Genomic DNA, 17,923 nt, shown 5'->3' on the forward strand with positions numbered 1-17,923 from the left:
GGACAATAGTTGCCCTTGGGACGCATGATTAAGAATGCTTTTATTGCAATGCTGTATCTACGAAAGCTAAGCTCGGAACACTAAAGTTTAGGCCCTGCGGCGCACGGCCGATCGAAAGCCGATTTTGATGAACATCTATCTGCCCATCGCAGAGATCTCTGTGAATGTCTTTCTTCTCTTGGGCATGGGCGGTGCCGTCGGGTTTCTTTCCGGGCTGTTTGGTGTCGGTGGCGGGTTCCTCATGACGCCTTTGCTGATCTTCATCGGTGTGACGCCCGCGGTGGCGGTGGCCACGGAGGCCAACCAGATCGTCGCCTCTTCGGTCTCGGGCGTGCTGGCGCACTGGCGGCGCGGCAATGTCGACTTCCGCATGGGCTTCGTGCTCTTGGCCGGCGGCACCCTGGGCTCGTTGTTCGGCGTCTGGCTCTTCACCGTCCTGCGCGGCGCCGGCCAGCTCGATCTGGTCATCTCCCTCTGCTATGTGGTCTTTCTGGGCATCGTCGGCGGCCTGATGTTTCTGGAGGCGAGCCGCGCCCTGTTCCGCCGCCGCCGTCAGGGAGACGTCAAACGCAAGCTGCACCAGCACCACTGGATGCACGGCCTGCCGTTCAAGATCCGCTTCCGCAAGTCGAAGCTCTACATCTCGGCCCTGCTGCCCGTCTTCATCGGCTTCATCGTCGGCGTGCTGGCCGCCATCATGGGCGTCAGCGGCGGCTTCATCATGGTTCCGGCCATGATCTACCTGCTGGGCATGCCGACCTCCGTGGTGGTCGGCACCTCGCTGTTCCAGATCATCTTCGTCACGGCGACGGTGACCTTTCTGCAGGCATCCCAGAACCAGACCGTTGATGCCGTACTGGCGCTCATCCTGTTGACCGGTGGGGTCATCGGCGCCCAGATCGGCACCCGCGCGGGCACCCGCCTGCGCGGCGAGCAGCTGAGGATCCTGCTGGCGCTCATGGTGCTGGGGGTCTGCGGCAAGCTGCTGTTCGATCTGGTGGTGACCCCTGAAGACCTCTTTGCCATCGGCTCGGCGGGGGCGCACTGACATGAACCTGCGCGCCGTCTTCCTCTCCATCGCCGTGCTGTTCCTGGCCATGCCGGGGGCGGCGCAGACGCCGCTGATCGCCGATCTCTCGGAGCACCAGATCCAGATCACCACCGGCTTCGTCGGCACGGACGTGCTGCTTTTCGGCACCGTGGAGCCCGAAAGCAACGTGGTGGTCGTGGTACGCGGGCCGGAGGAGGAGACCACTGTCTGGCGCAAGGGCCGCTACGCCGGCGTCTGGGTCAACGACCGCCGCGTGATCTTCGAGCGGGTGCCGAGCTTCTACGCCGTGCGCAGCAGCGCGCCCCTGGACGAGATCGCCAGCGAGGTGACGCGCATGCGCCATGGCATGGGCGCCCACTTCCTGCGTCTGCGCAGCCTCGACGACCGCATCAGCGAGGCCGATCTGAAGGTGTTCCGCGCCGCGCTGATCCGCAACAAGCAGCGTCAGGGTCTTTTCGCCACCGGCGCCAGCGACATCTCCTTCCTCGGCGGGCAGTTGTTCCGCACCCGGCTGCACTTCCCGGCCAACGTGCCGACCGGCTTCTACGACGTGGAAGTCTTCATGCTGCAGGACGGCCGCGTGACCCATGCCCAGACCACGCCCCTGATCGTGCGCAAGGCCGGGTTGGGCGCCGACGTCTTCTTCTTCGCCTACAACTACTCCGCCCTCTACGGCATCATCGCGGTGCTGCTGGCCGTCGCCGCCGGCGCCCTGGCGGCCTTCGTCTTCCGCAAGGGCTGAGCGGGCGTCAGCCCGCGGCGGCGGACTCGCGCGCCTGCCAGGCCAGGGCGTGCAGGGTGGCCATGGAGGTGGGGTCGCACAGCAGATCGCGCTTCTCGTCCCGGCTGAGGCCGCCGGCGCCGCCTTCCTGCAGGCGGGCGATCAGGCCGTCAAGGCGCAGACGCTCGCTCTTGGCGCGGGGCTCGCGCTCCAGCAGGGTGCGGTGCAGGGCGTTGAGGAAAGGATCGCTGATCGCCTGCTCGAAGAGCGAGGGCTCACCCGGCGTCGCCGCCGGCTGCCGGGCGGCCAGCGCCTGCGTCAGCCGCTGCAGCACGTCCGGCGGGGCGCTCTCGCAAGGGGTGAGGAACAGGCCCCGGTCACGCAGCCTGCGCCCCACGTCGGCACGGCTGGTCAAGCGCGACAGCGGAATGGAGAGCAGCGGGCCCGCCAGCACCGGGGTGAGCCACCAGAAGAACTCGGGGATGAAGGCGTAGCTGACGCCGCCGGCCAGCAGGGCGAGGGCGGTATGGCCGCCATGGGCGGCGACCGCCTCGTGCCACGAGGTCTCGCCGTCGTCGCGCTGCTGCGGCGCCCAGCGCACGCTGCGCCCGGCCAGGATGGAGACGATAAAGCCGCTCTGGAACAGCATCAGGATGGGCGCCAGCAGGATCGACAGCAGGCTCTCCAGGGCGACGCTGAGACCGGCCTTCAAGGCGCCGCCGTGGGCCGCTAGGCGCTGCCGGTCGGCCAGCAGCGTGAGATAGCCCATGACCTTCGGCAGGTAGAGGATGGCCAGCGTGATGGCCAGCAGGGTGGTGGCCTCGAAGGCATAGGACACCGGCCAGTTGGGGAAGAGGTCGCCTTCGATGAAGTAGCTGTGCTCGGTGCCCGCCTGGCGCCAGGCCTCCAGCCCCGAAAGCGCCAGCAGGAGCAGCCACAGCAGGGAGGAGAGGTACGACATCACCCCCATGCCAAGGTGCAGGCGGCTGAGCGGCCGCAGGCCCCGCGCGGCGACCACGCCCAGGTGCTGCAGGTTGCCCTGGCACCAGCGGCGATCGCGCTTGGCGTGGTCGATGAGGGTCGGCGGCGGCTCCTCGAAGCTGCCGCCCAGGTCGTCGGCCAGTCGAACCTCCCAGCCCGCGCGCCGCAACAGCGCCGCCTCGACGAAGTCGTGACTGAGGATTTCGCCGCCGAAGGGCTCGCGGCCGGGCAGCTCGGGCAAGCCGCAGTGTTCGATGAAGGGGGCGACCCGGATGATGGCGTTATGGCCCCAGTAGTTGGAATCGCCCTCCAGCCAATAGGCCAGGCCGGCGGCGAAGGGCGGGCCGTAGACGCTGCTGGCGAACTGCTGGCTGCGTGCGAAGAGGGACTCACGCAGTACCGGCAGGGGCGGCACCTGGATGAGGCCGACCTGCGGGTTGGCGTCCATGCGCTCTGCAAGCTGGATCAGGCAGGCGCCGGACATGACGCTGTCGGCGTCGAGCACCACCATGTAGTCGTAGCGGTAGCCCCAGGACTCGCAGAAGTCGGCGATATTGCCGCTCTTGCGCGCCAGGTTGCGCGGCCGGTGGCGGTAGAAGACGGAAACACGGCCGGCGAACTCCCGGTTCAGGCGGCTCCAGGCCAGCTCCTCGGCCAGCCAGATGTCCGGGTCCGTGGTATCGCTCAGCAGGTAGGCGTCGAAGCGGCCCTCCGGCTGCTGCGCGCAGAGCGAGTCCAGGGTGGCCCGCAGCCCGGCGGCGACGCGTTCCGGGTCTTCGTTGTAGATCGGCATGACCAGGGCGGTGGCGCCGGGCCGGTCGGAATGCGCCGCCGTGGTGTCCGGCCGCCGCCGGGCCTGTCTCCGAAGGTGCGCCGCGAAACCGAAGAGGGAGATCCAGAAGGCGGTGTTGATCCAGGCGAAGAGCGCGGAGAAAAGAAAAAGGATGCCCAGTTCCAGCAGCGAAAAGCCTTCCGCCGCCAGGATGGTTCCCAGCACCAGGGCTGCCGCTGCGGTCGATGCCAGGACCAGGAGCAGCAGGATCTGGCGGCGGAGGCGGGGAGGGGCGTCTGCCGGGGCGGGCATACCGGCCGAGCCCTCAGGGGATGATGAGGACCGCGAGCCAGCAGAGGCAGGCGGCCAGACTCTGGGTGGAGCGGCTGATCTGGTAGCGGTACAGCCAGGCGGCGTCGCCCAGGAACTGCGGGCGCCATAGCGAGAGGCTCTGGGCGTGCATACGGCGGCGTTGTCGCGGCGGCGTGCCCCATTCGTCCTCGGTCTGGGGATTGACGGCTGGGCCCTGCTTCAGCGCCACGCGGCCGCGGGCGCTCTGCGCTCCGGGTCCGACTGTGCAGATCTCGGCGGCCAGACAGGCATCCACGGCGGCAATGATCTCGGCCCAGGTGGGGCGGGCCGGGGCGGCCGGGCCATCGCTCCCGCGTTCGGCCAGGAGCTGCCGGGTGGCGGCGATAAGGTGCCTGCGGCGCGCGGGGTCCTCGGCGCCGGCGGCACGCAGATAGGCGTCGAGCCGCTCGCCCAACGTGGCCGGGCGCGACCCGCCGCTGCCGTTGCCGGACAGGCTCCACTCAAGAGACATATCGATCAACTGCGCTTCCACAGGTAGCTCCAGGTTTCGGTCAAGGCGTGGTCCTGGTCCTTCAGGAAGGCGCGCAGTTCCACCGCGTCCTCTCCTTCGGGATCCAGCTCGAAATGGGCGAGCCAGGTGCCGGTCGCGGCGTTGCGGCGGCTGCTGGCCTGCAGGATCTTTCCCGGCGAGGCGCTGACCACCAGTTGCACGGGCGCCCCCTCTGCGAGCTCGGCCAGGGGGCCGCCGCCGAACTCGATGGCGAAGCGGCGCAGGCCCTCGTCGCTGCCGCTGGCTTCCCGGGTCGCGAGGGCGCGGCCGCTGGCGGGAAAGTCCGGATAGCTGCTGGCGAAGCGCAGGCGGTAGGCGAAGGGCCAGGCCTGCCCCGGCTCCACCGGCCGGTCCGGCACCCAGAACAGGCCGATGTTGTCGTAGCGCTCGGAATCGCTGGGGATCTCGATCAACTGCACCACGCCCTTGCTCCAGGCGCCCTGGGGTTCCACCCAGGCGCAGGGCCGGCGCTCGTAGTTGAACGCCAGGTCCTGGTAGTGGCGGCTGTCGCGGTCACGCTGCATCAGGCCGAAGCCCTGGGGGCTTTCGTCGGCAAAGGAGGAGATTTCAAGCGCGTCGCGATTGGCCAGCGGGCGCCAGATCCACTCGCCGCGGCCGGTCGCCAGCAGCATGCCGTCTGAATCGTGCACTTCCGGGCGCAGGTCGTCGATGGGCCGGGTGGTGTTTTCGCCGTAGAAGAACATGGAGGTGAGGGGCGCGAGGCCGAGCTTCTCCACCGCGCTGCGCGTATAGAGACAGCAGCGCACGTCCATCTGTGTCTCGGCACCGGGCGTCAGTCGAAAGTGGTAGGCGCCGGTCAGGCTCCGGCTGTCCAGCAGCGCGAAGATCTCCATGCTGCGCGCGCCGCGCTGTGGCTTCTTCAGCCAGAACTCGCGGAAGTAGGGAAACTCCTCTTTCTTGGCGAGGCCGGTATCGATGGCCAGGCCGCGGGCCGACAATCCGTAGTGTTGCCCGGCGGCCAGGACCCGGAAGTAGCTGGCGCCCAAAAAGACCGCCAGCTCGTCATGGCGGTCCCCGCCGTTCAGCGGGTACATGAGACGGAACCCGGCGAAGCCGAGATCCTCGGGCGGCAACTCGGCCATGTCGGCGCCGGAGAAGTCGAAGAAGCCGGGCGCGTAGGGCACCGGGGCGACACTGTCACCGTCGATCACATTCACCGCGACGGCGTGATGGAAGTAGGAGCCGCGGGGGAAGAACTGGACCTGGAAGGGCATACTCTCGTCGCGCCACAGGCTGGCTTCGGCGCGAAAGCGGATGGCGTGGTATCGCTCCGGCGTCAGCTGCGCCATGGCCTCCGGCAGCGGCATGGCGTTCTCCCGCATGGGCGTTTCGGCCAGGGAGGCCGCCATGTCGTTGACCTGCTCGAAGCCGAAGCCGGCGCCGGGCATGGCAAGGGTCCAGTTGGTTTCGGCCCGCGCCACGGCCGGCAGCAGGCAGCCAACGCCTGCCCCAGCAAGGAACCTCCGCCGGTCGAAGTAACGAGATGACACGCTTTCCCTCTCAATAAAGTGGCCCGCCGAGTGGTCCGGGGCATCCGGCCAATCTGCTTCCCCGGGGCCGCCGAAGCGCTGCCGGGGCTTGTACGGTCGGGTGCTCTCCTGTGGCGTGGCACGTCGCTGAAAATACAGACCTGCGTGCCCCGGATTTGTTCCAGCGGTTGAGAGGCTCCGCGCCGCGAAGCAGGGCTAGGCGATTGAAATTGCGGCCTCTTAAGGGCCTTGATTGCATCGTTAGCCCCGATATAAGCCGCCGGTTCGAGATGGCGGAAGAGTCAAGGAAGTGGCATCGCCGGCGCTTTGTTCGAGCACTGCCAAGCGGTGCGATCCCGGGCCGGCGGTCTTGCCGGGGCGATGAAGGCGCACGGCCTCGCTGGTGGAACGGCGCGGGAGCCCCTGGGCATCGGAAAGAGGATGCGTGGTCTCCTCGGCGGCGGCCCGCGGGAGGCGCACTTGGAGAAGGCGTCGTTCCCGTTTTTACATGCGACGGCAGAAGAAGGGAAAGCGACCCGGCGTGCGATCGCGACGACCGGAAAAAGAGTCGTTGCCCGGATGTCGCGACCGCACCGCCGATACTTTGCGAAGACGAAAATGCAGGTCGAAGAATCGACTCCGTAGACGAAGCTTGACGGTTCTCACGAGGTCAGCGCGCAGTCCGGCGACCACCCTGCACAAGGTGTCCTAGACCTGGCGGCCGAGGCGATGTGTCGCGACAGAAATCGTTAAGCAATTCGTCGATGAACTTTACCCGCGACTCGTGTCGCGGCGTCGCCTGCAAAGCAAAGAGCAGTGCGTTATCCGCGTCGAGACGATGACTCGCTTGTCGCGATGCTGGAAGTCGTCTGGGGAGGTGCCGTTCAGTCGATGAGAAAACGCTTGCTCATTGCTTCGTTATGTTCTCTCTTTTCTTGTCAGTGCTTCGTCAAGAAGGCACAATTCGCATCGCAGGGTGGCATCACCGGATTCGTTCTTACGTTAGGGGATTAGACAATTGGCAACCAAGAGCACTAAGAAGAAGCCTGCGAAGAAGAAAGCGCCGGCTAAGAAACGCGCAGCCAAGAAGAAGACGGCTGCGAAAAAGAAGAGCGCCGCCAGGAAGACGACGCGCAAGACCACCGCTAAGAAGCGCACCGCCAAGAAGACCGTGCGCAAAGCTGCGAAGAAGCGGCCTGCGAAGAAGAAGGCTGCTAAGAAGAAGGTCGCGAAAAAGAAGGCCGTCCGTAAGACCGCTAAGAAGCGGCCTGCGAAGAAGGCTGCTAAGAAGAAGGTCGCGAAGAAGAAAGTCGCTAAGAAAAAGGTCGCTAAGAAGCGGGTCGCCAAGAAGAAGGCTACCAAGAAGAAAGCGACCAGGAAAAAGACCGCCAAGACGTAGACAGCCGACAACAGCTGTCCGAAAATTGGCAGTTAAAACAAGGTCTTACAAAGACATCAGAGGCGGTCTCGTGCCGCCTCTGACTACCGGAAACGGTAGAGCGAAAATTGAAATCGGCGGCCATCGACACGGTGGTCGCCGCTTTCTTTTCAGGGCTGCTTTCAGTGGTGAAGGGGGCAGTGCAAGCGATCGATCGGGCGTCAATTTATCAGCCGAATCTTCCGCCGGTTTGCCGGTCGATTCACCCGCCGACTCAGTTGTCGCCGACGTGCATGTCCTGACCGAAAATAGAGATGGCGTCGTGCAGGTCCGGGAGGACTCGTTCGACCGCCGCTTCGCCTTCGGCGATGATTTCGTCGGCGCGATCAAACTCAAAGAGCCCGATGTTACCCAGCCGCGGGGTGATGTGAACGTCGGGCGGTTCGCCGGCTAGGCGTGATCGCGAGATGCGATCCTGGACGATTCCGAGAGACGAAATCATCACCCCGAACATGCTCGGGTGGGTCGGTTCGCGCCGGAAGAGGCGGCGGGCCAGAGTCCCGATTCGCGACGGCTTCGACGATTCTTCGCCCTGCTGGAGCTCATTCAGCAGGTCGAAGCCGGCCACCGTGGGCACCGGCGCACCGGCGCGGCGCTCCTTGCCGATGATGTCGGCATTGAGGTTGACGGCGATCGTCATCTGCGCGCCGAGCGCCCGGCAGACTGAAACCGGAACCGGATTGACGAGGGCGCCGTCGACCAGCCAACGGTTGTCGTGCTCCATCGGTTCGAAGACGCCGGGCAGGGAGAAGGAGGTTCGCATGGCGTCGATCAGATCGCCCTCGCGCAACCACACCTCGTGGCCGGTGACCAGGTCGGTCGCGACCGCCGCGAAGGGAATGCCAAGATCCTCGATGCGAAGCTCGCCGATGTTCTCGCGCAAGGCATCGACCAGGTGGCGGCCGCCGATCATGCCGCCGTTGCGCACCCGGAAATCCATGTAGGAGATCATGCGCACTTTCGTGAGAGCGCGGGCCCAGGCTTCCAGGGCGTCGGCTTTGCCGGCCAGGTGAACCCCGCCGACCACGGCGCCGATCGAGGTGCCGACGATGACGTCGGGTTCAATGCCATGACGGCTGAGCGCTCGGATGGCGCCGAGGTGCGCCCAGCCGCGCGCCACCCCACTGCCGAGGGCGAGGCCGATACGCGGTCGCGACTGCGGATGCAGAACCTGGACCATGCCGAATCATAACGTTGTGCGGTTTAACGAATCATAATTAAGAACGCTCTCCCGCGGATACCAGGGAAAGGCGGTCTTGCCTGGGAACCTTGGGTTAATCCCCCTGTGTCGCGGCCTGTAGGCGCTCGCCGCCCCTTATCTTCGCTTGACATAACGATATCTTTATATCCTTATTATAGCATCTTGATCCGATGGAACGGCACCCCGGGGAGGGCGCTCATGGACAACCTTCTCTCCGCCATGAAGGCGGCTGCCGAACCGACCCGGCTTCGGCTCCTGGTGCTCTGCGCCCATGCCGATCTGACGGTGTCCGATCTGGTCCACATTCTCGGCCAGAGCCAGCCGCGGCTGTCGCGCCACTTGAAGCTGCTGACCGATGCCGGGCTGCTGGATCGCAACCGTGAAGGCAGCTGGGTCTACTTCCGTCTGGCGCACGAAGGGTCGTCGGCGGCGTTGGCGCAGACGCTGGTGGACGCCCTGCCGGAAAATGATCCGACGGTGCTGCGCGATCTGGCGCGCCTGGAAGCGCTGATGAGCGACCGCGCCCAGCGCGCCGAGGACTACTTCCGCAAGGTGGCCGAGCAGTGGGACGAGTTGCGCTCCTTCTATGTGCACGACGACGAGGTCGAGAAGCAGCTCAGCGCGCTCATCGGGGAGGAGAAGGTGAGCGACCTGCTGGACATCGGCACCGGCACCGGCCGCATCCTGGAGATCCTCGCCGACAAGGTGGAACACGCCGTGGGCATCGACATGTCGCCCGACATGCTGCTGCTGGCGCGCTCCAAGCTGGAACGGGCGCGCCTGCGCAACTGTGTGGTGCGTAAAGGCGACATGCATCATCTACCTCTGGGTGAAAGCAGCTTCGACGCGATCACCATTCATCAGGTGTTGCACTACGCGGAGCGCCCCGCCGCGGCCATTCAGGAAGCCGCGCGGGTGCTGCGCCCGGGCGGGCGCCTCTTCATCGTCGATTTCCAGGCCCACGGCCTGGACATGCTGCGCAGCGAGCACGAGCACCGTTGGCTCGGCTTCGAGGAAGACAAGATGGCCGACTGGCTTAAGGCCGCCGGGCTGAAGCCGGAAGGCTGCCGGCGCCTGAAAGGCGATCCGCTGACCATCTGCATCTGGACGGCGCGCCAGCCGCAGCTGCGCGACCGTTCCCGGGCGGCGTAGGGGGAGACAAGCTCTTGGCCGACGCCCGCCGCAAGACCCGCAATTCCGCCTCCGGCCCCTCCGGATCGAAGGGAGACATCGCCTTGCCCCGCTTTTCGTTCGAGTTCTTTCCGCCGGCCACGCCGGCCGCAGAAGCGCGTTTTCACGAGGCGGCGACCAAGCTGGCCGCGCTGGCGCCGGACTTCGTCTCCGTGACCTACGGCGCCGGCGGCACGACCCAGGAGCGCACCTTCAAAGCCATCGACTGGGTACGGCAGGGGACCGAGCTGGAACCGGCCGCGCATCTGACCTGCGTCGGCGCCAGCCGGGCGCAGATCGACGCCATCGCCGAGCAGTATTGGGAAGCGGGCATCCGCCGCATCGTCGCCCTGCGCGGCGACGCGCCGCAGGGCAGCCAGGGTTACGTTCCGCACCCGGAGGGCTATGCCTATGCCGCCGACCTGGTGGCGGGCCTGAAGCGGGTGGCCGACTTCGACATCTCCGTCTCGGCATACCCCGAGGTGCACCCGGAGGCGCGCGACGCCGCCGCCGACCTGGACAACCTGAAGCGCAAGATCGACGCCGGCGCCAGCCGCGCCATTACCCAGTTCTTCTTCGACCCCGACGACTACCTGCGCTTTCTGGACCGGGCGCGGGCGGCGGGTATTACCGCGCCGATCGTTCCCGGCATCCTGCCGATCGTGAACTTCGAGCGCACCCGCCAGATGGCCGAGAGCTGCAAGGCCGCCATGCCGCAGTGGCTGATCGACCTCTACGGCGACCTGGAGGAGGATACGGCGGTGCGCTTTCCGGTGGCGGTTTCCGTCGCCGCCGACCTCTGCCGCTACCTGGCGGCGCGGGGCGTCGAGGACTTCCACATCTACACCCTGAACCGGGCCGATCTGACGGGCGCCCTGTGCCGCCTGCTGCGCAACGACGCGCGTTCGGGTCAGTTCCAGAACGAGCAGCCTAAGCTCTTGGCCGGAGGCCTTTCGTGAGTCGTTTCCTCGATCATCTTTCCGACCGTGTCCTGCTCTGCGACGGCGGCATGGGCAGCCGCGTCCAGGCCATGGACCTCTCCCTGGCGGAGGACTACTGGGACCAGGAGAACTGCACCGAGGTCCTGAACCTCTCGCGCCCGGACATCGTGCGGGAGATCCACCGCGGCTACTTCGAAGCCGGGGCGGACATGGTGGAGACCAACACCTTCGGCGGTTCCCCCATCACGCTGGGCGAGTTCGGCCTCAGCGAGCGTGCGCTGGAGATCAACCGCCGCGCCGCGGAGATCGCCCGCGAGGCCGCGGAGCTCTTCGCCGCCGACGGGCGCGACCGTTTCGTGGTGGGCTCCGTCGGGCCCGGCACCCGGCTGCCCTCGCTGGGCCACATCGACTATGACGCCCTGGAAAACGCCTTCGGGACCCAGTGTGAGGGCCTGATCGCCGGCGGCGTCGATGCCATCCTTATAGAGACCTGCCAGGATCCCCTGCAGGTCAAGTCGGCGGTGAACGGCGCCAAACTCGCCCGCAAGGCCGCAGGCGCGGATTTGCCGATCATGGTACAGGTGACGGTGGAGACCACCGGCACCTTGCTGGTCGGCGCCGATATCGCCGCCGCGGCCACGGTGATGAAGGCCCTCGACATTCCGGTCATGGGCATGAACTGCGCCACCGGCCCGCAGGAGATGGCGCCGCATCTGGAATGGCTGGCGGAGAACTGGCCGGGCTTTCTTTCGGTGCAGCCCAACGCCGGCCTGCCGGAACTGGTCGACGGCCAGACCCGCTATCCGCTGCAGCCCCAGGAACTCGCCGGCTGGCTCGACCGCTTCATCGAGGAAGACGGCGTGAACCTCATCGGCGGCTGCTGCGGCACGACCACCGAACACATCGCCGCTCTGGACGCCATGCTGCGCCGCCGCGCGGGTGACGAGGGCAAGCTGCGCCCGGCGCCCAAGCAGCGCCAGCACTTCTGGGTCCCGTCGCTCGCGTCCCTCTACAGCCAGGTCGGCCTGCGCCAGGAGAACGCCTACCTCTCCATCGGCGAGCGCTGCAACGCCAACGGTTCCAAGAAGTTCCGTGAACTGCAGGAGGTCGGCGACTGGGACGGTTGCGTGGCCATGGGCGTTGAGCAGACCCGCGAGGGCTCTCACGCCGTAGATGTCTGCACCGCCTTCGTCGGCCGCGACGAGATGGCCGAGATGACCGAGGTTGTGACCCGCATGCGCGGCTCGGTCTCGGCGCCGCTGGTCTTCGATTCCACCGAGCTGCCGGTGCTGGAAGCGGCCATGAAGCTCTATGGCGGCAAGCCGATCCTCAACTCCATCAACTTCGAAGACGGCGAGGAAGCGGCCCACCAGCGCCTGGAGCTGGCCCGTCGCTTCGGCTCGGCGGTCATCGCGCTGACCATCGATGAGGAGGGCATGGCCAAGAGCGCGGAGCGCAAGGTGGAGGTCGCCAAGCGCCTGCACGATTTCGCCTGCGTGAAGCACGGCCTGCCGGCCAGCGACCTGATCATCGATCCGCTGACCTTCACCATCTGCACCGGCAACGAGGACGACCGCAAACTCGGCCTCTGGACTCTGGAGGCCATCGAAGGCATTGCGCGCGAGCTGCCGGACTGCCAGATCCTGCTCGGTCTTTCTAACATCTCCTTCGGGTTGAATGCCGCGGCGCGGCATGTGCTGAACTCGGTCTACCTCGACCACGCCATCAAGCGCGGCCTCACGGGCGCCATCGTGCACGTCAGCAAGATCATGCCGCTGCACAAGATCCCGGAAGAGGAGGTCAAGGTCGCCGAGGACCTGATCTTCGACCGCCGCGCGGAAGGCTACGATCCGCTGCACGCCTTCATGAAGCTGTTCGAGGGCCGCACGGCGGCGGCCAGCGAGAAGCGGGTCCGGGCCGAGGACGTGGAGACCCGCCTGAAGGACCGTATCGTCGACGGCGACCGCCAGGGGCTTGAGGACGACCTGAACGAGGCGTTGGAGAAGCACTCGCCCCTCGACATCATCAACATTCACCTGCTGGCGGGCATGAAGGTGGTGGGCGAGCTGTTCGGCGCCGGCAAGATGCAGCTTCCCTTCGTGCTGCAGTCGGCGGAGACCATGAAGGCCGCGGTGCGCTTCCTGGAACCCTTCATGGAGAAGGTGGAAGGCCAGGAAAAGGGCACCATCGTACTTGCCACGGTGAAGGGCGACGTGCACGACATCGGCAAGAACCTGGTCGACATCATCCTCACCAACAACGGCTACAAGGTGGTCAACCTGGGCATCAAGCAGCCGATCGACAACATCCTGGCCGCTGTGGTTGAGCACGGCGCCGACGCGGTGGGCATGTCCGGCCTGCTGGTGAAGTCCACGGTGGTGATGCGCGAGAACCTGGAGCGCATGACCAAGGACAACGTGAAGGTGCCCGTCATGTTGGGCGGCGCCGCGCTGACGCGCAACTACGTGGAGACCGACTGCGCGGCGGCCTACGCCACCGGGCAGGTCGCCTACGCCCGCGACGCCTTTGACGGCCTCTCGCTGATGGACAAGGTGGTCAACGGCGACTTCGGCGCTCTCGTCAGCGAACGCCAGGAAAAGCGCCAGGCGCGGCCCAGCAACAACAATCGCACGCTGGGAACGCCGAACCGCGCCGACCAGCGGCCCGTCGACCTGGAGGAGACCCGCCTGCGCCGCGACGAGCTGGCCGCCGGTGTGGCGATCCCCGAGCCGCCGTTCTGGGGGCCGCGCGTGCTGGCGCGGGTGCCGCTCGACGCCCTGGTGCCCTTCCTCAACGAGCGCATGCTCTACCAGTTCCAGTGGGGTTTCCGGAAGCAGGGCCGCTCCCTGGAGGAATACATGGCCTGGGCGCGCAAGGAGCTGCGCCCGACGCTGAAACGCATGCTGGACGTCTGCAAGCAGCAGGACATCCTGGTGCCCCAGGCGGTCTACGGCTACTGGCCGGCCAACGCCGAGGGCAACGACGTCATCCTTTTCGACCCCGAGGACCACGACCGCGAGGTCGGGCGTTTCACCCTGCCGCGCCAGGCGCGCGCCGGCGGCCTCTGCATCGCCGACTTCGTGCGCGACGTCACATCGGGCGAGCGCGACGTCCTCGGCCTGCAGATCGTCACCATGGGCCAGCACGCCTCCGACGTGGCGCGGGAGTGGTTCGCCGACGACCGCTACCAGGACTACCTCTACCTGCACGGCCTGGGCGTCGAGATGGCCGAGGCCCTGGCGGAGTACGTGCATAAGCGCATCCGCGGCGAACTGGGCTTCGGGCACGAGGATTCCCGCGACCTGGACGCCATGCTGCAGCAGGGCTACCGTGGGTCGCGCTACTCTTTCGGCTACCCGGCCTGTCCCAACCTGGAGGACCAGGAGCAGTTGCTGAGCCTCTTGAAGGCGGGCGAGATCGGCGTTGAAATGTCCGATGAGCACCAGTTGCATCCGGAACAGTCGACCTCCGCCATTGTCCTGCACCATCCTCAGGCCAAGTACTTCTCGGTTTAGACCGCCCGATGCTTCGATGAAGGGAGCCCCCCGATGGCCGCAGAAAAAGACGTTTTCGATCTCGAGGCTTACCGCCGGGAAGAGGACGAGGCCGTGCGCGAGGCCGCCCGCGCCTCGGCCTGGTGGGAGGATGAATGGCTGAAGTTTCCCACCGTCACCAAGGACGCCGAAGGCGGCTGGCACTACTGGACCGTCCCTGCGGACACGGGCGTCTATCAGGATGACTGGCCGCTGGGCGAGCGCCTGGCGCGGGAGACCGTGGCCCATATGCGGAGCTTCCGGGAAGGCAGCACGGTGTTCCGCCGCATCCTGCGCGAGATGGACCCGGAATCGACGGTGGGGCAGGGCTTCCTGACGGCGATCGAGGAGACGCTCTGCCAGAGCTCGCCGCCGCTCCTGCAGCCGCTCTGACGCGGCCTTCCTGAATTCAGCCCGTCTGGCGGGCCTGGTCGCAGAGGGAAGCCTCTTGCAGCGGCTTTTCCATGTCGGCGGCGGGGATCATCAGGCCGCCGCGGGAGCGCCAGTGGCGGTGCCGGATCACCCGGTAGCCCCGTGATTCATAGAACGGCAGGCCGACCAGGCTGGCGCCGATCACCACCTTGGCGTGGCCGGCACCGGCGATGGCCGCCTCGGCGCGCTGCAGCAGGGACGTGCCCACGCCCAGCCGCGACCAGTCGGGGTCGATGTAGAGGCTGCGGACCTCCTCGCCCTTGTAGGCGCAGAAGCCGACGATGCCGCGCAGCCGCGCCACCGCCACCAGGAAAAGCTCGCCGTCCTCGCGCATGGCCGCGACATAGCGCTCCGGGCTGTTGCCCTGGACCCAGCTTTCCACCTGGCTGTCGCTGTAGACGCCGCGCGCAAGCTCCCGCACGGCCCGGTCGTGGACCGCGAAGAGGCCCTGCGCATCCGACGGCTTGCCGGGGCGCAGGCGGTAGCGGGGCATGAGCTTTCCAAACGCCATGCGCGAAGCCTAGGCAGGGAAAATTGCCCAGGCAAGGGCGAGAAAGGGGGGGCGCCGGCGGGCCGTGAATAGGGGGTCCGGAAACTCAGGACCTGTGCGGATGGACCCGGGGGAGGCGCGGAGCGGAGGATTCGGTTTCCGGGTCGGGCTCGGCCACGGCCGTGGCGGCTGTCTCGGGGGCCGTGGCGGCTTCCAGGGCCGGAGCGCTCTGGGCGCCTTCCGGCTGATCGGCGGCAGCCGCTTCAGCCGCCTCCTTGGCGAGGCGCAGGTCGCGCAGGCGCGCCATACGGTCATCGCGCTCGCGCTGTGTCTTTTCCTTCTGCTTGATCAGCGTCTGGTCTTGCTTCTGGCCGGCGGCGAACTGCTGCTCGGCCCGTGAGCGGGTCGGCTTCCACATCGCGATACTCCTTTGTCTACTCCGGCAAGCGCCGGGTGAAAATCGCCGCCGCCCCGCTGCGCGGGACAATTGGCGGAGGGCGGCTGCGGCAGCCGCGCCGGGAAGCCAGGCAATCAAGGGATGGCGGCAAGCGCACGCCACAGTTTGACCCGGCCCGACCGGCCGGATCTCCTAAGCTGAACTCAAACGGGCGCTCCGTGGTAAGGCCGGAGCGCGACCGATGCCTATTCGATAACGGACAGGTTCTCGGCGGAAGATTTGCCGTTCTGTCCAGGCTGCAGTTCGTAGGAGACCTTCTGGCCTTCGCGCAGCGAAGTAAGGCCCGCGCGTTCAACGCTCGAGATGTGCACGAAGGCGTCCTTGGAGCCGTCCTCGGGCTCGATGAAACCGAATCCTTTGGTGGCGTTGAACCACTTAACGGTACCAGTCGGCATAGCGCTTTTCCTCTGACGGGAGTCTGAAGACCGCCTGCCGCAGTCGGCGAAAGGCGGTCGGTGAACGCTCACAATGTCATCGGATATCTAAGGCAGTCGGTATTCCGCTGTATTAGGCAGCATCCGACATGTGCGTCGCGTATGCTGGAACGTTAGAGACTATCCCGCAGAAGTCAATCTGATACGCAATAGCGCCCATTGGGGTCGGGGACGCCGGTGCTCAAGCCGTCGACCGCCTTTGCGGAGCATTGACGGCCGCGATTTCTTGAACCGCCGGCGGGATTGCCGGTTTATCCGAATCTATATTGTTGAATAGAATCTTCAACTTTGATTTCGTAATGGAAAATAGTAATTAATTAATTCAGAAAAAATGTAAGTAATCTTGAAAGTCGATATGTAGAACTTATATATTGTTTCTAGTATTTCGCCCTGCCGCGCCGCGGCACGACGTTGCCTCCGACCCCTGGGGTCCTGGAGGGCTTCGTAGGGCGGCGTCATCGAACCTGTTTTCCTTTGCGGAAGCGATGTGCCGTTTGGCGCCTTTAGGCCGTCCCTCGAGAAAGGTCCAACTGCATGAACGCGAAGCGCCTCCATCGTGCCTTTCTCCTTCTGGCTTTTCCTTTGCTGCTGAGCCTTGCCGCCATCGTCGGACCCGCGGCCGCGGGAACGGGCAGCCTGCCGGTCAACGCCGCCGCAAAGAGCTACGGAAACGGTTGGGAATGTAATCGCGGCTATCGTGAGTCCAACGGCGCCTGCGTCGCAATCTCGGTCCCTGTCAACGCCTTCGCGACGAGGACCTCCTACGGGCGTGGCTGGGAATGTCGGCGCGGCTATCAGGAGGTCAGGGGGGCCTGCGTTGCCATTCCGGTGCCCGCCAACGGCCACCTTGATGCCTCCGGGGTCCGCTGGAACTGCAATCGTGGCTATCGCGAAGCCGATCAGACCTGCATCGCCATCCAGGTGCCGCGCAACGGTTTCCTGACGGAATCCAACTACGGGTCGGGCTGGGAATGCGAACGAGGCTATAGCCCGACCGAAGACGGTTGTCTTCTCGTGACGATGCCGGAGAACGCCCACCTCGACTATTCCGGCAATGATTGGGAGTGTGACCGGCCCTTCGAGCAGCGAGACGGCATCTGCGTGCTGCCATGACCGACAATCCTGTCGACCTCGATGCTCATCGCGGTTTCACCTCTATGAAAGAGACCGAGATCCGCCGACAGCGGCTCTATGAATTCCAGCTCGACCAGAAGGCGCTGCGCGTGCGTCAGGAAGAACTGGAAAAGGCGCTCTCCCAACCGGCAGAGAGCTGGCAGGAGGCGGCCGTCAAGGCGCAGTACCTGATTGAGCTTTTTGCTGCCACGTCGGAAGCGCAGGAGCCGCAGCGCCAGGCCCTTATCGCCCGGACCCTCGAGGATCTGGCGAACCTGTGCGAACGCTCGAAGGATCGGCCATGACCAAGTTTTCGCTGCGCGACCTGCAGGACGACCAACTGAAACAGGACGACCCCAAGGTCCGCCAATGCCTGCGCTGCCGGGGTGCCTTCGAGAGCCAATGGGCTGGCGAACGTATCTGCACGCGCTGCAAGAGCTCGAGTGCCTGGCGCAGCGGCCTGCCGGTGCGGGCCAGCAGCTCTGGCGGCCGGCGCTGACGTCTCAGACATGCCCGGCACGCCATGACGGGGCCGCTGAAAGCGGCCGGAGCCGGTGTTTTTCCCCATTTGAGGATTGAAGAAATGGAAAGATCGGAACGCGGGCGCAAGCATCTCTGCCCGGATTGCGAATGCAAGTACTACGACCTGAACAAGAAGACCGTGACCTGCCCGAAGTGCGGCGCCAAGCCGGCCCCGCAGAAGCTGCCGAGATCGGGTAGGCCGGTGCGGGCGAGCCGCGGCGTGGCTTTTCGGAGCTGATTCCGGCACGTCCTCCGGGCCGGTAGGACCCACGGTGGTGTGCGATCCCTGATGGAGCCCGGCCTTTGTGGAGCACT

The 17,923-nt window shown here is 66.0% G+C and carries 18 protein-coding genes; 11 read left to right on the forward strand and 7 right to left on the reverse strand.

The features are described from left to right. Positions 1-127 precede the first annotated feature (127 nt). Together H7X47_RS13175 and H7X47_RS13180 are read left to right on the forward strand one after the other, a co-directional pair. Entirely contained in the window at positions 128-1,048 is a 921-nt protein-coding gene (locus H7X47_RS13175) for a sulfite exporter TauE/SafE family protein (protein WP_193369149.1), read from the forward strand. 1 nt (position 1,049) lies between these two features. Beyond that, positions 1,050-1,793, forward strand: a complete 744-nt coding sequence (locus tag H7X47_RS13180; protein WP_193369150.1) for a TIGR02186 family protein — start codon at positions 1,050-1,052, stop codon at positions 1,791-1,793. A 7-nt stretch (positions 1,794-1,800) separates the two neighbouring features. On the opposite strand, the gene mdoH is transcribed toward H7X47_RS13180, so the two are convergent. From mdoH to H7X47_RS13195, 3 genes are read right to left on the reverse strand one after another with little or no spacing between them, the layout of a single operon-like run. Beyond that, positions 1,801-3,837: a glucans biosynthesis glucosyltransferase MdoH gene (mdoH, locus tag H7X47_RS13185; protein WP_193369151.1), complete on the reverse strand. Its 2,037-nt coding sequence runs from the start codon at positions 3,835-3,837 to the stop codon at positions 1,801-1,803. Between the two features lie 13 nt (positions 3,838-3,850). After that, positions 3,851-4,357: a hypothetical protein gene (locus H7X47_RS13190; protein WP_193369152.1), complete on the reverse strand. Its 507-nt coding sequence runs from the start codon at positions 4,355-4,357 to the stop codon at positions 3,851-3,853. After that, positions 4,354-5,898, reverse strand: a complete 1,545-nt coding sequence (locus H7X47_RS13195; RefSeq protein ID WP_319633603.1) for an OpgD/OpgG family glucan biosynthesis protein — start codon at positions 5,896-5,898, stop codon at positions 4,354-4,356. The genes H7X47_RS13190 and H7X47_RS13195 overlap by 4 nt, the downstream gene beginning before the upstream one ends. Before the next feature lie 997 nt (positions 5,899-6,895). On the opposite strand from H7X47_RS13195, the gene H7X47_RS13200 reads away from it, so the two are divergent. Continuing rightward, positions 6,896-7,276: a hypothetical protein gene (locus H7X47_RS13200; RefSeq protein WP_193369379.1), complete on the forward strand. Its 381-nt coding sequence runs from the start codon at positions 6,896-6,898 to the stop codon at positions 7,274-7,276. Positions 7,277-7,529: 253 nt separating this feature from the next. Here H7X47_RS13200 and H7X47_RS13205 read toward each other — a convergent pair whose 3' ends face one another. Next, positions 7,530-8,495, reverse strand: a complete 966-nt coding sequence (locus H7X47_RS13205; protein WP_193369153.1) for a patatin-like phospholipase family protein — start codon at positions 8,493-8,495, stop codon at positions 7,530-7,532. Positions 8,496-8,714: 219 nt separating this feature from the next. On the opposite strand from H7X47_RS13205, the gene H7X47_RS13210 reads away from it, so the two are divergent. From H7X47_RS13210 to H7X47_RS13225, 4 genes are read left to right on the forward strand one after another with little or no spacing between them, the layout of a single operon-like run. Next, a complete protein-coding gene (locus tag H7X47_RS13210) occupies positions 8,715-9,668 on the forward strand; it encodes an ArsR/SmtB family transcription factor (protein WP_193369154.1) in 954 nt (317 codons plus the stop codon). Between the two features lie 14 nt (positions 9,669-9,682). Next, the gene (gene metF / locus H7X47_RS13215; protein WP_193369155.1) at positions 9,683-10,645 is read left to right on the forward strand and encodes a methylenetetrahydrofolate reductase [NAD(P)H]; all 963 of its coding nucleotides are present in this window, start codon (positions 9,683-9,685) and stop codon (positions 10,643-10,645) included. Further along, the gene (gene metH, locus H7X47_RS13220) at positions 10,642-14,142 is read left to right on the forward strand and encodes a methionine synthase (protein WP_193369156.1); all 3,501 of its coding nucleotides are present in this window, start codon (positions 10,642-10,644) and stop codon (positions 14,140-14,142) included. Before metF ends, metH begins: the two co-directional genes overlap by 4 nt. 33 nt (positions 14,143-14,175) lie before the next feature. Then, positions 14,176-14,553: a hypothetical protein gene (locus H7X47_RS13225; protein ID WP_193369157.1), complete on the forward strand. Its 378-nt coding sequence runs from the start codon at positions 14,176-14,178 to the stop codon at positions 14,551-14,553. A 16-nt stretch (positions 14,554-14,569) separates the two neighbouring features. On the opposite strand, the gene H7X47_RS13230 is transcribed toward H7X47_RS13225, so the two are convergent. The 3 genes from H7X47_RS13230 to H7X47_RS13240 all read right to left on the reverse strand — a co-directional run bounded on the left by H7X47_RS13230 (position 14,570) and on the right by H7X47_RS13240 (position 15,934). Next, the gene (locus H7X47_RS13230) at positions 14,570-15,085 is read right to left on the reverse strand and encodes a GNAT family N-acetyltransferase (protein ID WP_193369158.1); all 516 of its coding nucleotides are present in this window, start codon (positions 15,083-15,085) and stop codon (positions 14,570-14,572) included. A gap of 103 nt (positions 15,086-15,188) precedes the next feature. Continuing rightward, positions 15,189-15,500, reverse strand: coding sequence for a hypothetical protein (locus H7X47_RS13235; RefSeq protein ID WP_193369159.1), 312 nt, complete (start codon positions 15,498-15,500; stop codon positions 15,189-15,191). 224 nt (positions 15,501-15,724) lie between these two features. Continuing rightward, on the reverse strand, positions 15,725-15,934 hold the full coding sequence (locus H7X47_RS13240) for a cold-shock protein (protein ID WP_193369160.1): 210 nt from the start codon (positions 15,932-15,934) through the stop codon (positions 15,725-15,727). A gap of 573 nt (positions 15,935-16,507) precedes the next feature. Here H7X47_RS13240 and H7X47_RS13245 point away from each other — a divergent pair. The 4 genes from H7X47_RS13245 to H7X47_RS26530 all read left to right on the forward strand — a co-directional run bounded on the left by H7X47_RS13245 (position 16,508) and on the right by H7X47_RS26530 (position 17,846). Continuing rightward, positions 16,508-17,086 carry a hypothetical protein gene (locus H7X47_RS13245; RefSeq protein ID WP_193369161.1) on the forward strand — a complete coding sequence of 193 codons (579 nt, stop codon included), beginning with the start codon at positions 16,508-16,510 and terminating at the stop codon, positions 17,084-17,086. Further along, a complete protein-coding gene (locus H7X47_RS13250) occupies positions 17,083-17,391 on the forward strand; it encodes a hypothetical protein (RefSeq protein WP_193369162.1) in 309 nt (102 codons plus the stop codon). The genes H7X47_RS13245 and H7X47_RS13250 overlap by 4 nt, the downstream gene beginning before the upstream one ends. Continuing rightward, positions 17,388-17,585, forward strand: coding sequence for a hypothetical protein (locus tag H7X47_RS13255; RefSeq protein ID WP_193369163.1), 198 nt, complete (start codon positions 17,388-17,390; stop codon positions 17,583-17,585). Before H7X47_RS13250 ends, H7X47_RS13255 begins: the two co-directional genes overlap by 4 nt. An 84-nt stretch (positions 17,586-17,669) precedes the next feature. Further along, a complete protein-coding gene (locus tag H7X47_RS26530) occupies positions 17,670-17,846 on the forward strand; it encodes an FYDLN acid domain-containing protein (protein ID WP_193369164.1) in 177 nt (58 codons plus the stop codon). Positions 17,847-17,923: the final 77 nt, after the last annotated feature.

Source organism: Pelagibius marinus (genome assembly GCF_014925385.1).
Taxonomy (GTDB): domain Bacteria; phylum Pseudomonadota; class Alphaproteobacteria; order Kiloniellales; family Kiloniellaceae; genus Pelagibius; species Pelagibius marinus.

What these genes read in the sequence shown, in the direction of transcription:
- H7X47_RS13225 (WP_193369157.1), top strand. Translation starts at nt 14,176, where the DNA reads ATGGCCGCAGAAAAAGACGTTTTCGATCTCGAGGCTTACCGCCGGGAA.
- H7X47_RS13245 (WP_193369161.1), top strand. Translation starts at nt 16,508, where the DNA reads ATGAACGCGAAGCGCCTCCATCGTGCCTTTCTCCTTCTGGCTTTTCCT.
- H7X47_RS13230 (WP_193369158.1), bottom strand. Translation starts at nt 15,085, where the DNA reads ATGCCCCGCTACCGCCTGCGCCCCGGCAAGCCGTCGGATGCGCAGGGC.
- H7X47_RS13235 (WP_193369159.1), bottom strand. Translation starts at nt 15,500, where the DNA reads ATGTGGAAGCCGACCCGCTCACGGGCCGAGCAGCAGTTCGCCGCCGGC.
- H7X47_RS13175 (WP_193369149.1), top strand. Translation starts at nt 128, where the DNA reads ATGAACATCTATCTGCCCATCGCAGAGATCTCTGTGAATGTCTTTCTT.
- H7X47_RS13180 (WP_193369150.1), top strand. Translation starts at nt 1,050, where the DNA reads ATGAACCTGCGCGCCGTCTTCCTCTCCATCGCCGTGCTGTTCCTGGCC.
- mdoH (WP_193369151.1), bottom strand. Translation starts at nt 3,837, where the DNA reads ATGCCCGCCCCGGCAGACGCCCCTCCCCGCCTCCGCCGCCAGATCCTG.
- H7X47_RS13205 (WP_193369153.1), bottom strand. Translation starts at nt 8,495, where the DNA reads ATGGTCCAGGTTCTGCATCCGCAGTCGCGACCGCGTATCGGCCTCGCC.
- H7X47_RS26530 (WP_193369164.1), top strand. Translation starts at nt 17,670, where the DNA reads ATGGAAAGATCGGAACGCGGGCGCAAGCATCTCTGCCCGGATTGCGAA.
- H7X47_RS13210 (WP_193369154.1), top strand. Translation starts at nt 8,715, where the DNA reads ATGGACAACCTTCTCTCCGCCATGAAGGCGGCTGCCGAACCGACCCGG.
- H7X47_RS13255 (WP_193369163.1), top strand. Translation starts at nt 17,388, where the DNA reads ATGACCAAGTTTTCGCTGCGCGACCTGCAGGACGACCAACTGAAACAG.
- H7X47_RS13240 (WP_193369160.1), bottom strand. Translation starts at nt 15,934, where the DNA reads ATGCCGACTGGTACCGTTAAGTGGTTCAACGCCACCAAAGGATTCGGT.
- H7X47_RS13250 (WP_193369162.1), top strand. Translation starts at nt 17,083, where the DNA reads ATGACCGACAATCCTGTCGACCTCGATGCTCATCGCGGTTTCACCTCT.